Source organism: Streptomyces durmitorensis (assembly GCF_023498005.1).
Taxonomy (GTDB): domain Bacteria; phylum Actinomycetota; class Actinomycetes; order Streptomycetales; family Streptomycetaceae; genus Streptomyces; species Streptomyces durmitorensis.
The window spans coordinates 9,394,951-9,408,142 of the sequence record NZ_CP097289.1; the positions used below are offsets into that span (position 1 = coordinate 9,394,951).

14 protein-coding genes and 1 riboswitch are annotated in these 13,192 nt (G+C 69.0%); of the genes, 11 read left to right on the top strand and 3 right to left on the bottom strand.

Features of this window, described 5'->3' with window-relative positions:
• Positions 1–41: 41 nt before the first annotated feature.
• The 3 genes from M4V62_RS41585 (at position 42) to M4V62_RS41595 (ending at position 3,913) form a co-directional block, all read left to right on the top strand.
• The gene (locus tag M4V62_RS41585; protein WP_249592380.1) at positions 42–1,070 is read left to right on the top strand and encodes a hypothetical protein; all 1,029 of its coding nucleotides are present in this window, start codon (positions 42–44) and stop codon (positions 1,068–1,070) included.
• Between the two features lie 110 nt (positions 1,071–1,180).
• Positions 1,181–2,866, top strand: coding sequence for a ribonuclease J (locus M4V62_RS41590; RefSeq protein ID WP_249592381.1), 1,686 nt, complete (start codon positions 1,181–1,183; stop codon positions 2,864–2,866).
• Between the two features lie 60 nt (positions 2,867–2,926).
• Positions 2,927–3,913: an ADP-ribosylation family protein gene (locus M4V62_RS41595; protein ID WP_249592382.1), complete on the top strand. Its 987-nt coding sequence runs from the start codon at positions 2,927–2,929 to the stop codon at positions 3,911–3,913.
• Here the strand turns inward: M4V62_RS41595 and M4V62_RS41600 are convergent.
• Both M4V62_RS41600 and M4V62_RS41605 read right to left on the bottom strand, forming a co-directional pair.
• A complete protein-coding gene (locus M4V62_RS41600) occupies positions 3,910–4,650 on the bottom strand; it encodes a transglycosylase SLT domain-containing protein (RefSeq protein ID WP_249592383.1) in 741 nt (246 codons plus the stop codon). The two genes, M4V62_RS41595 and M4V62_RS41600, sit on opposite strands and share 4 nt — an antisense overlap.
• 3 nt (positions 4,651–4,653) lie before the next feature.
• Positions 4,654–4,818: riboswitch (cyclic di-AMP (ydaO/yuaA leader) on the bottom strand.
• Between the two features lie 492 nt (positions 4,819–5,310).
• Positions 5,311–5,484, bottom strand: a complete 174-nt coding sequence (locus M4V62_RS41605) for a CsbD family protein (RefSeq protein WP_249592384.1) — start codon at positions 5,482–5,484, stop codon at positions 5,311–5,313.
• A 182-nt stretch (positions 5,485–5,666) separates the two neighbouring features.
• On the opposite strand from M4V62_RS41605, the gene M4V62_RS41610 reads away from it, so the two are divergent.
• On the top strand, positions 5,667–5,837 hold the full coding sequence (locus M4V62_RS41610) for a DUF5670 family protein (protein ID WP_249592385.1): 171 nt from the start codon (positions 5,667–5,669) through the stop codon (positions 5,835–5,837).
• Between the two features lie 181 nt (positions 5,838–6,018).
• Here the strand turns inward: M4V62_RS41610 and M4V62_RS41615 are convergent, their stop codons facing one another.
• Positions 6,019–6,657, bottom strand: coding sequence for a TetR/AcrR family transcriptional regulator (locus tag M4V62_RS41615; protein WP_249592386.1), 639 nt, complete (start codon positions 6,655–6,657; stop codon positions 6,019–6,021).
• Between the two features lie 75 nt (positions 6,658–6,732).
• Between M4V62_RS41615 and M4V62_RS41620 the strand changes: the two genes are divergently transcribed.
• The 7 genes from M4V62_RS41620 (at position 6,733) to M4V62_RS41650 (ending at position 13,186) form a co-directional block, all read left to right on the top strand.
• A complete protein-coding gene (locus tag M4V62_RS41620) occupies positions 6,733–7,425 on the top strand; it encodes an NAD(P)-dependent oxidoreductase (protein WP_249592387.1) in 693 nt (230 codons plus the stop codon).
• Positions 7,422–7,823, top strand: coding sequence for a pyridoxamine 5'-phosphate oxidase family protein (locus M4V62_RS41625; RefSeq protein ID WP_249592388.1), 402 nt, complete (start codon positions 7,422–7,424; stop codon positions 7,821–7,823). The genes M4V62_RS41620 and M4V62_RS41625 overlap by 4 nt, the downstream gene beginning before the upstream one ends.
• 127 nt (positions 7,824–7,950) lie before the next feature.
• A complete protein-coding gene (locus tag M4V62_RS41630) occupies positions 7,951–8,823 on the top strand; it encodes a haloalkane dehalogenase (RefSeq protein ID WP_249592389.1) in 873 nt (290 codons plus the stop codon).
• 102 nt (positions 8,824–8,925) lie between these two features.
• A complete protein-coding gene (locus tag M4V62_RS41635; RefSeq protein ID WP_249592390.1) occupies positions 8,926–9,750 on the top strand; it encodes a FadR/GntR family transcriptional regulator in 825 nt (274 codons plus the stop codon).
• Between the two features lie 261 nt (positions 9,751–10,011).
• Complete coding sequence (locus M4V62_RS41640; protein WP_249592391.1) at positions 10,012–11,337, top strand: ABC transporter substrate-binding protein; 1,326 nt, start codon at positions 10,012–10,014, stop codon at positions 11,335–11,337.
• Positions 11,337–12,305 (top strand): carbohydrate ABC transporter permease, encoded by a 969-nt coding sequence (locus tag M4V62_RS41645; protein ID WP_249592392.1) that lies wholly within the window; start codon positions 11,337–11,339, stop codon positions 12,303–12,305. The genes M4V62_RS41640 and M4V62_RS41645 overlap by 1 nt, the downstream gene beginning before the upstream one ends.
• Complete coding sequence (locus tag M4V62_RS41650) at positions 12,302–13,186, top strand: carbohydrate ABC transporter permease (protein ID WP_249592393.1); 885 nt, start codon at positions 12,302–12,304, stop codon at positions 13,184–13,186. Before M4V62_RS41645 ends, M4V62_RS41650 begins: the two co-directional genes overlap by 4 nt.
• The last annotated feature ends 6 nt before the right edge of the window (positions 13,187–13,192 follow it).

A 13,192-nucleotide genomic window follows, 5' to 3' on the forward strand; every position in this document is an offset into this window, starting at 1 on the left:
CTATGTGGCACGGTCGTGCTACATAGATCGCGGAGGCTCCCATGCAGCTCACCCGCTCCACCGACCCGAAGTCGCGCCGCGCCCGCCGTATCCCCTTGCCACGCTCACGAGCCGTATGGGCCGCTGTCCTCGGCTGGTCGGCCCTCAACGCGCTGGTCCTCGCCGCCGCCGGGGACCGGCTGCCCTTCAACTGGCCGTCGAGCACCGGGCGAACAACCACCGACCATTTACTGGAAGCCAACATCGGACTCGTCGAGGTTCTGCTTCTGATGGCCCTCGTCCGGCTGCTCACCCGCCACCGCCGGCGCCCGGACATCGCCGCCCGAGCCCCCGAGCGCACCCAGGCCCTGCGCGAGACTCTCCTGCTGCTGGCCTACGGAGCCGCCGGGCTCGCCCTCGGACACATCCTCGCCCGCTCACTCGGCTGGCACCCCTTCGGTTTCCACCTCGCGGGCACGCTCTACGGAACCCACGAGCAGGTCACCGCGGCGGAGGCTGTCACCTGGGCGCTCTACAACGTGGTCGTGTACGCCCTCCTGCCCCTGCTGTACTTCCGCCGCTACACGGCCGAACGGCTCTGTCTGCGCTCCTGTGACCGCGCGGCCGACGCCGTCCTGATCACCACCGTCCTCCTGGTCGAGTCGGCGGTGCAGTTCCTGGTGCTCAAACCCGAGATCCTCGACCTCGGCGGCCGCCAACTCCTCCTGGGCGTGCCGCTGACCTTCACGCTCTACCTCGTGGGGGCGGTGCTCCCGGCCATGATCTTCATCTACGCGATCCTGCTGCCCCGCATACTCCGTCTCACCGGCTCGACCCCGGCGACCGTGATCCTGTGCGGCCTGGCCTATGCCGTCTTCCACCTCTGGGATGCCTGGACACGGTTCGGCTCACCCGGCGACGCAGTGCTGTCGGCGGCCTTCCTGCTCCTGACCTACTTCGCCCCCGGCATGATGAAGGCGGTGCTCACCCTGCGCACCGGCAATGCCTGGGTCCACGTGTGGGCGTACCACGCCCTGGCCCCGCACACCCTGGCCGACGCCCGGCACGTGGTGCACATCTTCCGCGTCTGAGCTCGAAGGACGAGTCGGACCAGCCGTCCGGGGGATGTGCTGTGCGCATGTCGCGCGGCCCGCGGGCATCCTGTTGAACAGCTCTTTCAACTCTCCGGTAGCGTCACCCCATGAGCCATCCGCACCCCGAGCTGAAGCCTGCCCCGCCGCTGCCCAAGGGAGGCCTGCGGGTTGTCGCCCTGGGCGGCCTGGGCGAGATCGGCCGCAACATGACCGTCTTCGAGCACGCCGGCAAGCTGCTCATCGTCGACTGCGGCGTGCTGTTCCCCGAGGAGAACCAGCCCGGCGTCGACGTCATTCTTCCCGACTTCACCTCGATCCGGGACCGCCTTGACGACGTCGTGGCCGTGGTCCTCACACACGGCCACGAAGACCACATCGGCGGCGTGCCCTACCTGCTGCGCGAACGGTCCGACATCCCCGTCGTCGGGTCGAAGCTGACACTTGCCTTCCTTGAGGCCAAGCTCAAGGAACACAACATCCGGCCGCGCACGGTGCGGGTGCGGGAGGGGGACCGGCGCGGATTCGGGCCCTTCGACTGCGAATTCGTGGCGGTCAACCACTCCATCCCCGACGGGCTCGCCGTCGCCATCCGCACGGGTGCCGGGATGGTGCTCCACACCGGTGACTTCAAGATGGACCAGTTCCCGCTCGACGACCGCATCACCGACCTGCGCGCCTTCGCGCGGCTCGGCGAGGAGGGCGTAGACCTCTTCCTCACCGACTCCACCAATGCCGAGGTGCCGGGCTTCACCACATCCGAGCGCGAGCTCAACCCCGCGATCGAGCAGGTCCTGCGCACCGCGCCGCGGCGGGTCATCGTCTCCAGCTTCGCCAGCCATGTGCACCGTATCCAGCAGGTGCTCGACGCCGCCCACCAGCACGGCCGCAAGGTCGCCTTCGTGGGCCGCTCGATGGTCCGCAACATGGGCATCGCCCGCGACCTGGGCTATCTGAACGTTCCCTCGGGCCTGGTCGTCAGCATGAAGGAGTTGGAGAAGCTCCCCGACCACCGGATCACCCTGGTGTGCACCGGATCCCAGGGCGAGCCGATGGCCGCGCTGTCGCGGATGGCCAATCGCGACCATGTGATCCGCATCGGAAAGGGAGACACCGTTCTCCTCGCAAGCTCCCTGATTCCCGGCAACGAGACGGCGATCTACCGAGTGATCAACGGGCTGACCCGTTGGGGCGCGAACGTCGTCCACAAGGGCAACGCCAAGGTGCACGTCTCGGGGCACGCCAGCGCGGGTGAGCTCGTCTACTGCTACAACATCGTCAAGCCCCGCAACGTCATGCCCGTCCATGGCGAGTGGAAGCACCTGAAGGCCAACGCCGACCTCGCCATCCGTACCGGCGTCGACCCCGACCGTGTCGTCATCGCCGAGGACGGCGTCGTCGTCGACCTCGTCGACGGCCGCGCCTCCATCACCGGCAAGGTGCCCGCGGGCTACGTCTACGTGGACGGGATGACCGTCGGCGGTGTCAACGAAGCCTCGCTGAAGGACCGGCTCACGCTGGCCGAGGAGGGCGTCGTCACCGTGGTCGCCATCGTCGATGCCGACACGGGCGCGCTCGCCGAGGCCCCCGATTTCCTGGCCCGCGGCTTCGTCCACGACGAGACCACCTTCGAGTCCGTCATCCCGGTGATCGAGAAGACTCTGGCAACCGCCGCCGAGGAAGGGGTCGGCGACGCCCACCAGCTGGAGCAGCTCATCGCTCGGGCCGTGGCGAACTGGGCGTACCGCACACACCGCCGCAGGCCCCTGATCATCCCGGTCATCATCGACGCCTGAGCGAGCCATACTCTTGGCCGTCGTCGTCGGCCGTACGAGCGTCATGAGCGGGGGAGTTCAATGAGCGGGGAGAAGGGCGGGGGTCTCACGGGCCGGGCCGCCGTGGAAGAGCGGTTCCGGCAGGACTGGGGGCTCGAACTGCCGGAATCGATCTTCCAGTTCTGGGAGTTCCTGGGATCTCTCGGCCCGGACGGGGAGCGGGCGCTCCAGGACCTGGACGTGAGCCCGGTCGGCATCCTGGACCTGTTCGCGGACCCGGGTCTGCGGCCGAGGGACGGCATCGACGTCCGGGTGCACGGTCGCTACTACCGCGATCCGCCGGAGTTCGTGACCTTCCTGCACGGCGGCTCCGACGGTCTGCACCACGGCCTGTGGTTCGACGACGGCCGCACCTGCAGTGGTGTCGCCTCCTACTACAACAACGACGGCGGCGGCATCGACACGCGTGCCAAGACCCCGCTCGAAGCGGTGCGGGCGATCCTCGAACGCTGCTGGCGCGACCTCGACGACGACGTGCAGGACGACGACGAGGTGTCGGCCCGGCGCTCGCGCCTGGGCCTGCTGCGCGATGCGCTGACCGCCGTCGAGACGGGTGAGCGCACCGAGACGGGCCTCGCCTACTCCAGGGCGTACGACACGGCCGTCCCGCCCGTGGACCCCGACCGGATCACCACGCTCGACGGCGCGGGCGCACTCGCGTCGGGCGATTCCGCGCTGGGCCGCCCTGCCCACAACGGGGCCGACGAGTACAAGTTCGCGACGTACATGTACGGCATGTTCGACGACGCCGAGGCTCTGGGGGAGTCCCTGGACGAAGCCCGCCGCCGCTGCTCGGCGGGCGACCCGACGGAGGCCCTTCTGCTGGGCCGCGACCTGCACTGGGCCTCCGCGGGCGACCCGGAGCGCGAGGCGCTGGCGAACGAACTCCTCGTCACGGCCTATCGCGCGCTGGGCCGCCCCGGGCTCGCGCAGACGGCGGACGCCCACCATCGGCACCGTTCTCTGCCGCAGGTGGACGTCCTGGAGACGAACAGGGATCAGGTCTAGTACGGGCCGTTCACGTTGTCGATCGAGCCGTACCGGTCGGCCGCGTAGTTGCAGGCGGCGGTGATGTTGGCGACCGGGTCGAAGCTGTCCAGCGACGTCCCGGGCACGTGGTACGCGGAGAACGTGGGGGCGATGACCTGCAGGAGCCCCTTGGAGGGAGTTCCGGCGGTGGCGTTGGAGTCCCAGTTGTTGATGGCCAGCGGGTTGCCGGAGGACTCGCGCATGACGTTGCGGTGGATGCCCTCGTAGGAGCCGGGGATGCCGCGCTCGGCCATGATGTCGAGCGACTCCTTGATCCAGCCGTCGAGGTTGTTGGCGTAGGACTTCTTCGCCGGGGCGGCTGCGGGCTCGACCGCGTCCTTGCGCTCGGAGCGGTCCGCCCGCTCGCCGGATGCCTTGGAGGGCTTGCCCGAGTCCTCCTTGTCGAGGGTGAGCCGGACACCGGGGCGAATCAGCTTCGGGTCGTCGCCGAGGGCGCTGCGGTTGTCCTCGTACAGCTTCTTCCAGCTGCCGCTCACGGAGTGCTCTCGGGCGATCTTGGAGAGGGTGTCGCCCGCGACGACGACGTAGGTCTTCGGGGCCGCGGCGGGCTTGGCGGCCGCGGCCGCCTCCGCCGCGCCGGCGGTGGTCGCGCCGAGCACCGGGAGAACGAGCACGGCCCCGCCCGTCCCTGCGGCGGCGATACCCCGGGTGAGCGAGCTGGACTTGGGACGGCGGTGCTTTCCCTTTGCAGGCATGACGAATTTCCTCTCCGTCGCCTACGAGGTGAGCTGTCGGGTTCGGACGGGAGGTGTCCGGTCGCACTGCAAAGGCGACTTCACCCCGAGCCGTTCCGGAATCCGGATCGGCGGCTTACCTGGGTCCCCCGCTCCTGCCGGGCGTATGTGAGTGGGTGGAGGGTTTCCGGACAGCGGCAGGATTCGGCGTTCCATCCGGATTGACGGTGACGTTAGGCGAGAAAGACCGGACAGAACAAGGCCAGAATTCAAATAGAAATGTGCGAGGCTCCGGCCGCCGGTGACCGGAGCCTGTTGCCCTCTTTGATCGAAAACCCCAACTTTCTTTGCGTGGAACGGAAATGTGCTCACCGGCTCCCGCTGGCGCGGCCGCCGGTGTGACCCGTTTCACTGAATTGGGGACACCTGCATATACTCCGTCAATGGCATAAAGGAGTGGCTTTCTAACTCAAAGATGGACATATTGCGGATGCTGCTCTTCGTGCCAAAAGCGGGCGTATCGCCATCAATGACATCCTGATCGCCCCAGGTGGGGGCCGACGGCGGTTCATGGGCGGGTGGTGATCGGCCGTCGCTTCCGTGGTCTATTTCCGTTTGGCCAAACGCCGTTGGGGCGGCCCCAAGGAGGGGCCGCCCCAACGGCGTGCAGTGGCACAGGTGTTAATGCTTGCCGATGTCCTTGGTCTTTTCCTTGGCCTCGCGCGCGTCGCCCTTCATCTGCAGGGCGTGACCCTTGGCGGTGAGGCTTTCATTGCCCACCGCGCGTCCGATGGCCTGCGCGGCTGCGCCGCCGGCCTGTTCGGTCTTCGCCTTGGCCTTCTCGTTGGCGGTCATGGTCCGCTCACGCTCCCTTGGCATCGACGTCATGTGCTGTCGGTACGTCTGGCCGCTCAGCTGTCCGCCAAACATCGTGACCGCGATCGGGATCGGATCCCTTCAACCAATGCGGGAAACAGGCATCTTGTGTGTTTGCGTGGCGGGGATGGGAGCACACGGTCGTCTGGAGGTTGATAACAATGGTTCCCCTTATCGTGGTACTTCTTCTGGCCCTGCTCCTCTTCGGTGCGGGATTCGCGCTGAAGGCGTTGTGGTGGGTCGCGGTCATCCTGCTGGTGGTGTGGCTGCTCGGCTTCGTGATCAGGCCCGCTGCAAGCGGCGGCCGCAAGGGCCGCTGGTACAGATGGTGACGCGCACCTGAATGCGACAACACGGTGACGCGCACCTGAGTGCGACAACGCGGTGACGCGCATCTGAGTGCGCCAACCCAGAGCGGCGCGGCGCCACGGGCGGTGGCGTGCGTGCCTGAGGGTGGGCCCGGCCTGGGACGGCCGGGCCCACCCCTTCGCCGTTTTCCGGCACGCTCCCTCGCTACGCCGAAGACCGTGCTCCCAGCCGTCCGTTGGCCCGGGGCGACGCGGTGCGTGGCCTGGGGGTCAGGGCCGCGCGCAGCGCCGGGGCGAGGACATGGCGGGCCTCGGACGGGGTGAGGCTGGCGGGAGTGGGGAGCGGGTTGAGGTAGCGGGTGTAGATCAGGCCGCCGAGGATCGTCGTCACGGCGGTGGCGCGGGCGGTCGCGTCCTGGCCGCCGAGAAATTCAACAAGCCGGGCCAGCAACTCGCGTTCCAGGTATTCACGGATCACCTCGGCGGCCTCGTCGCCCTGGGCGGTGAGCGTCAGGAAATCGGCGTCCTCCCACAGCCCCGTCACCGCGTCGATCAGACGCTCGGGAAGGGTGGTCGGGTCGCCGCCGAGGACATGGTCCACCGTCAGCGCGTTGGCGCACTGGAACTGCATCACATCCGCGAACAGCCCCTTCTTCGAGCCGAAGTGGTAGGAGATCAGCGCCGGATCGACTCCGGCGGCTCCTGCCACCGCGCGCAGAGTGGTGCGCCGGTAGCCGCGCTCCAAGAACAGCGCACGGGCGGCCGAGACGATCGACTCACGGGTCGGCGGATTGCCGCGGGGACGGCCTCGCGTGCGGGCTGGAGCAGAGGCTTCGTTATTCATCAGCGTTGAGCCTGCGCACACGGATCGGGACAGTCAAGGGCATTCCAGGAACCCACGAAGGGATGTCCCGACACCATGCGCATCGCAGTCGTCGGCGCCAACGGACCGACCGGCCGCCACCTCACCGACCAAGCCATCGCCGCCGGCCACGAGGTCGTCGCCGTGACCCGCCGCCCCGGCTCACTCACCCCGCGACCCGCCCTCACCGTGGCCGTCGCCGACGCCACCGACCCGGCAGCCGTCGACGCCGCGATCGGCGGGACGGATGCCGTCCTCTCCGCGCTGGGCGCACGATTCAGCAAGGAGGCCGTCACCACGTACTCGGCGAGCGCCAAGGCCATCACCGAGGCCATGGCGGGCCACGGCATCAAGCGCCTGCTCGCCGTCAGCTCCAGCATCGCCGACCCGAACTGGCGCCCCGCCGGCGCGCACTTCTTCAACCACGTGCTCGACCCACTGGTGAACCGACGGCTCGGCCGCACCCTCCACGAGGACATGCGCCGCATGGAAGCCGTGATCCGGGAGACCGACCTCGACTGGACCCTCGTCCGGCCGTCGGGCCTCTTCGAGCACTCCGTCGTCACGGATTACCACACGGCCGACACCAGCGCGGACGGCGTCTTCACCGCACGCACCGACCTCGCGGCGAGCATGCTGCGCGAGCTGGAGGAGCGGGAGTACGTCCACCGGGCCATGGGTGTGATCACCACGGCCGTGAAGCCGAACATCGCCAAGCTGATCTGGAACGAAGGCGTGAAGAAGAAGTGAGCCGGGCAGCCGAACTCCCGGCCACCGCACGGGCGTTCCTCGCTCGCCCCCACGCGGCCACCCTCACCACCCTGCGCCCCGACGGCACACCGCACGTCACCCCCGTTCGCTTCACCTTCGACGCTGCCGCAGGCCTGGCCCGGGTGACCACGCGGGCGGGGGCCCGCAAGGCCCGCAACGTGACGGCGGGTGGCCCGATGGCCCGTGTCGCGCTCTGCCAGGCGGACGGTTTCCGGTGGCTCACCCTCGAAGGCCGGGCCGCCGTGACCGACGATCCCGTGTGCCTGGCCGAAGCGGTTCGCCGCTACACCGTCCGCTACCGCGCGGCCCCGCCCGCCCCGCCGGACCTGGCCGTCATCGAGATCACCGTCGAACGCGCCCTGAGCCTCAACCTCTGACTCCTGCGCCGGACTCCCTGCGCCGGACTCCCTGCGCCTGACTCCCCGCGCCGGACTCCCTGCGCCTGACTCCCCGTGTCTGACCCCCTCCCTCCGACCCCTGCCCTGAAAGCGAAGTGACCCCGCGATGCCCACCCTCCCCGTCCTTGGATCCACCCTCCACTACCGGGAGTCCGGCGACCCCGACGGGCTGCCGTTCGTCTTCCTCCACGGCAACCCCACCTCCTCCCACCTGTGGCGGAACGTCCTGCCAGGTGTGGCCGCGCCCGGCCGCCGCCTCCTGGCTCCCGACCTCATCGGCATGGGCGAATCCGGTAAGCCCGACCTCGCCTACTCCTTCGACGACCACGCCCGCCATCTCGACGCCTGGTTCGACGCCCTCGGCCTTGCCGAGGCCGTCCTCGTCGGCCACGACTGGGGCGGCGCGCTCGCCTTCGACCGCGCCGCACGCCTCCCGGGTCGCGTCCGTGGCATCGCGTTCACCGAGACGATCGTCAAACCGCTGGTCGGTGACGAATTCCCTTCGGCCGGAAGGGAGTTGTTCACGCTTCTGCGCACCCCCGGCGTGGGCGAGGAGATGATCCTGGAGAATTCGCTGTTCATCGAGGGCTTGCCGGACACGCTCGCCACCCCGCTCGACCCCGCGGACCTGGATGTCTACCGCCGCCCCTTCCCGACCCCGCACAGCCGCCGCCCGGTACTGGCGTGGACCCGCATGATGCCGCTGGACGCCGAACCCGCCGACGTCGTGGCCCGCATCGAACGCTACGACGCCTGGCTGGCCGCCAGCCCCGAAGTCCCCAAGCTGCTGGCCGCATTCGAACCGGGACCGGGCGCGATGACCGACCAGGGAGCCGTCGCCTGGTGCGAGGGACACATCGCGGGCCTGGAGGTCTCCCGCCACGGCCTCGCCGGCCACCACTCCCCGGAGGACCGCCCCGAAGAGCTGGCCTCGGCGATCAACGGCTGGGCCGCCCGCCACGGCCTGGAGCGCACATAGGGACACGCCGGCACGCCACCCCAGCTCAACCGCCTGATCACCCCCCTCGGCAAGATCACCACTACCTGGGATGGGAGCAAGGCCCCGCTGTACGCTGCGACCATGCAGCCGTCCGCATCCTCCTCGTCACCGGGTTCCACGCAGCCGGGCCGTCTCCCCGAAACGGCTGAGCGCGGCCTGCTGACCGAGCGGATCGCGCGCCAGCTGGAACATGAGATCCGCTCCGGTGAGATCGAGGTCGGGGCCAAGCTGCCCTCCGAGCGTGAGCTGGCCACGCAGTTCGGCTCAAGCCGCAATGTCGTGCGGGAGGTGCTGCGGAGGCTGGAAGCGCAGCACCTCATCGAGGTCGCTCCGGGGCGCGGTTCCTTCGTGCGTGAGCAGACCTCGGGCCAGGCCCGGGGGTACGACGCGCTGTATCGTGCGGGCCGGCCCACGGTCCGTCAGCTCATCGAGGCGCGGCTTCCGCTGGAGGTCGAGATGGTGCGGCTGGCGACCCGGCTGGCCACGGACGAGGACATCGCGGTGATGCGGGGCGCGTGCGATGCCCTGGAGTCGGCCACCGACGTCGTCGTCAAGGCGCAGGCGGACATGGAGTTCCATGACGCGATCGCGGTGGCGAGCAAGAATCCCGTACTGCGGATCATGCTGTCGTCGATCAGCGGGATGATGTTCGAGATGATGCTCCGCTCGAACTCGGACCCCTCGATCGGCGAGCCCGGAGTGCCGCATCACCCGGAGATCTTCGAGGCGATCGAGGCGCGTGACGAGGAGCTCGCGGCTTCGCGCATGCGGGAGCACCTCATGCTCGGACTGCGCACTTACGGCGCTGATCTCGATGTGCAGGTGGACATCATGGCGCGCAACCACATCGAGACGCTCCTGGGGCAGGCGGAGGTCCGACGGGCGGGCGGCAGGGCGGGGGAGTAGCCGCCAAGTGCCATCGGGTAGGCCCTGACCTGCAGTTGAGGGCTGCGCGAGGCGAGGCTCGTGGCGGTGGGCGTGACCGCTTCGTTGTGTGGATCTTTCTCTCAGGGGCTGTTGGCGAGCCTCCGCATCCTGCTACGGTCCCGTCAGATTCCAACTGGTCCTACCAGTTGGACCACCCTTGGACCACTCCTGGACCGCGGTGGGAACCACTGCTGGAACCACGGGTCCGGGAACACTCCCAGGACAGAGACGAGGACAACGATGTCCACGAGCAGCCAGCCCTTGAGTCGGCGCTCTTTCGGCAGGTTGGCCGCAGGCGCGGCGGGCGCCATCGGCATGGGCGCATCGGGCGCCTGTGCACCACAGGGCACCAGGCCCTCGGCCCGCAGCCCGCTGCGGATCATGGCGATCAACCATGTGTGGTCGCAGGCGATCAAGCGCCGGACCAAGGAGTTCGAGGAGCGGATCGGGCGCCGGGTCTCGATGACCCTGCTCACCTCCGACCAGCTGTCGAGCAGCTACAACGTCAAGCTCAACGCATCGGGTACCGACGTGGACGTCATGATGGTGCGCGCGCTCCAGGAGCAACTGGTCTTCGCGCACAACGACTGGCTGACCGACCTGACCGACCTGGTCGAGGGCGACAAGGAGTTCGCCTGGGCGGACTTCCAGAAGGCGCCGCGCGATGCGTCCCTGGCGGCGGGCAAGATCCTGAGCGTCCCCGTGGTGACCGAACGCCCCACGCTGTACTACCGCAAGGATCTCGTCGAGGGGCTCGGCGGCCCGCCACGCACCCTGGACGCGCTGATGTCGGCCGCACTCGAACTCACCGAGAAGAAGAAGGGGTTCTACGGATACGTTGGCCGCGGGCAGCGCAGCGGCGCCGTGTCCCAGTGGTCGAGTTTCCTGTACTCGCACGGCGGCGACTTCCTCGTCGACGGCAAGTCCGCCATCGGGAGCCGTCAGGCGCTGGCCGCCTACGATTACTACGGCAAGCTCCTCGGCACAGCGGGACCGCCGGGCGCGACCAACATGAGCCTCGAACAGGCCATGCCGATCTTCGCGCAGGGCAAAGCCGCGTTCTACATAGACGCCGACGCCATCTACAGCAACTTCCTCGACCCGAAGATCGCGACCCCGGCCGTGCGCGAGTCCGTCGGTTTCGCGCCCTTCCCCGCGGGCCCGGCCGGAGCCAAGCCGCACAACATCCCGTCCTGGAGCCTGGGCATCAACAAGTTCTCCCTCCTGCGCGACGACGCCTGGGAGTTCATCAGGTGGGCCGCGGGGCCGAAGATGTCCGCCGCCCTCCAGTCGGACGGCATCCCTGGCGCCCGCCGCTCCGTGTGGTCCGACCGCCGGACCCTCGCCGCCTTCCCGCCGGACCTCGCCGAGGCGATGCGGCTCAACGCCGAACGCGGTCTGGGCTATGACCGGCCGCGGGTCCTCCAGGTCGGCCGGGCCAGGGACATCGTCGGCCGGCCGCTGGTCGCAGCCATCCTCGGCGAGTCCGTACGGCCCGTCGTACGTGACGCCGACGCGGAGTTCGCCGAGTTCCTCGTCCGCGACAACCGCCACAAGGAGTCCTGATGGCCGCCACCGAGGTCTCCGCGCCCCAGGCCGGCACGCGATCGTCGACGCCCCGTCCGGGCGCGCGCCGTACCCGCACCCCCCGCACCTTCGAACAGGCCAACCGGCGGCTGAAGTGGGCGATGCTCGCCCCGGCGCTGCTCTTCGTCGGCCTGATGATCGTCTTCCCGCTGGCCTTCACGCTCGACCTCAGCCTGACCGACGCGTTCGGCGCGGTGAACGCCGACAAGCGCCACATCGGCCTGCGGAACTTCACCGACGCACTGGGCGACACGCGCCGGTTCTGGCCCGCCGCACGCCGCACCCTGGTCTTCACGGTCGGTGCCGTGATCCTGGAGACGGTTCTGGGACTCGCGCTCGCGATGCTCATGCGCAAACCGTTCCGCGGCATGCGCCTGGTCCGCACCGTCCTGATCATTCCGCTGCTCGCCACCCCCGTCGCGATCGGCATCCTGTGGCTGCTGATCCTCGACCCCACCAACGGCATCGCGAACCACCTCCTCGAAGGCCTCGGGCTGCCCCGCCAGGAGTTCCTCGGCTCGGTGAGCCAGTCACTGCCGATGCTGATGCTCATCGACGTATGGCAGTGGACGCCGATGATGACGCTGCTCCTGCTCGCGGGCCTGAGCACGCTCCCCGAGGAGCCCGAGGAAGCGGCACTCGTCGACGGTGCCAACGCCTGGCAGCGCTTCCGCTACGTCGTCCTGCCGATGCTGGGCCCCACGCTCGCCACGGCCTTGGTCCTGCGCGCCGTCGACGCGCTCAAGACCTTCGACATCCTCTACGCGACCAAGGGTGCGGGCGGCGGCTCCGACTTCGAGGTGGAGACGCTCAACGTCTACGCCTACGGCCTCACCTTCGACTACCAGGAGTACGGCCTGGCCGCGGCCGTCCTGGTCCTGTTCACGCTGTTCATCATCGGTGTCGTGGTCGTGCTGCGCCGCCGCGGAGGAGGGAAGAACGCATGAGTACCACCGCCACCCCCGCGCCCCGGCCCCCCGTCGCACGGCAGCCCCGCGGCCGCACGACGCAGCCCCGCGGTCGCCGGAAGTGGACGTGGCTGCGCGGGATAGCCATCACGCTCGTCACGCTGGTCTTCGCGCTGCCGCTCGTGTGGATGTTCGCCGCCGCGTTCAAGACCAACGTGCAGGTGACCGACCCCGGCGTGGGCCTGTGGTTCAAGCCGACCCTCGACAACTTCCGCAGCATCGTGGAGGCCGGACAGATCGTCCGCTCCATGGGCAACTCCCTGCTGGTGGGGGTGGTTTCCACGGTGCTCTCCGCCGTCATCGCCGTGCCCGCGGCGTGGGCCGTCGGCCGGTTCGCCATGCACCGCACCGGCTCCCTCATCCTGGTCGCACGCATCGTTCCCGCGATCTCGCTGCTCGTGCCCTGGTACTACCTGTTCGCGCAGATGGGGCTCGTCGGCTCCTACACCGTCCTCGTGCTCAGCCACATGTTCGTCTCCGTGCCGCTGATCATGTGGATCATGATCAGCTTCTTCGCCGGGCTGCCGGTCGAACTCGAAGAGGCGGCACGCACCGACGGCTTGAGCGCGTTCGGCGCCTTCTGGCGCGTCTCGCTGCCGCTCGCCGCACCCGGCACCGCGACCGCCTCGCTCCTGGCGTTCGTCTTCAGCTGGAACAACTTCATGTTCGCGCTGGTCTTCGCCGACGACCGCACACAGACGGTGCCGGTGACCCTCTTCAACTTCATCTCGTACGCGAGCACCGACTGGGGCGGCCTCATGGCCGCCGCCACCCTCATCACCGTCCCCGTCGTCATCGCCGCTGTCGTCGGACAGAAGTACCTGGTGGCCGGCCTGACTTCGGGCGCCACCAAGGGCTGAGCAAGC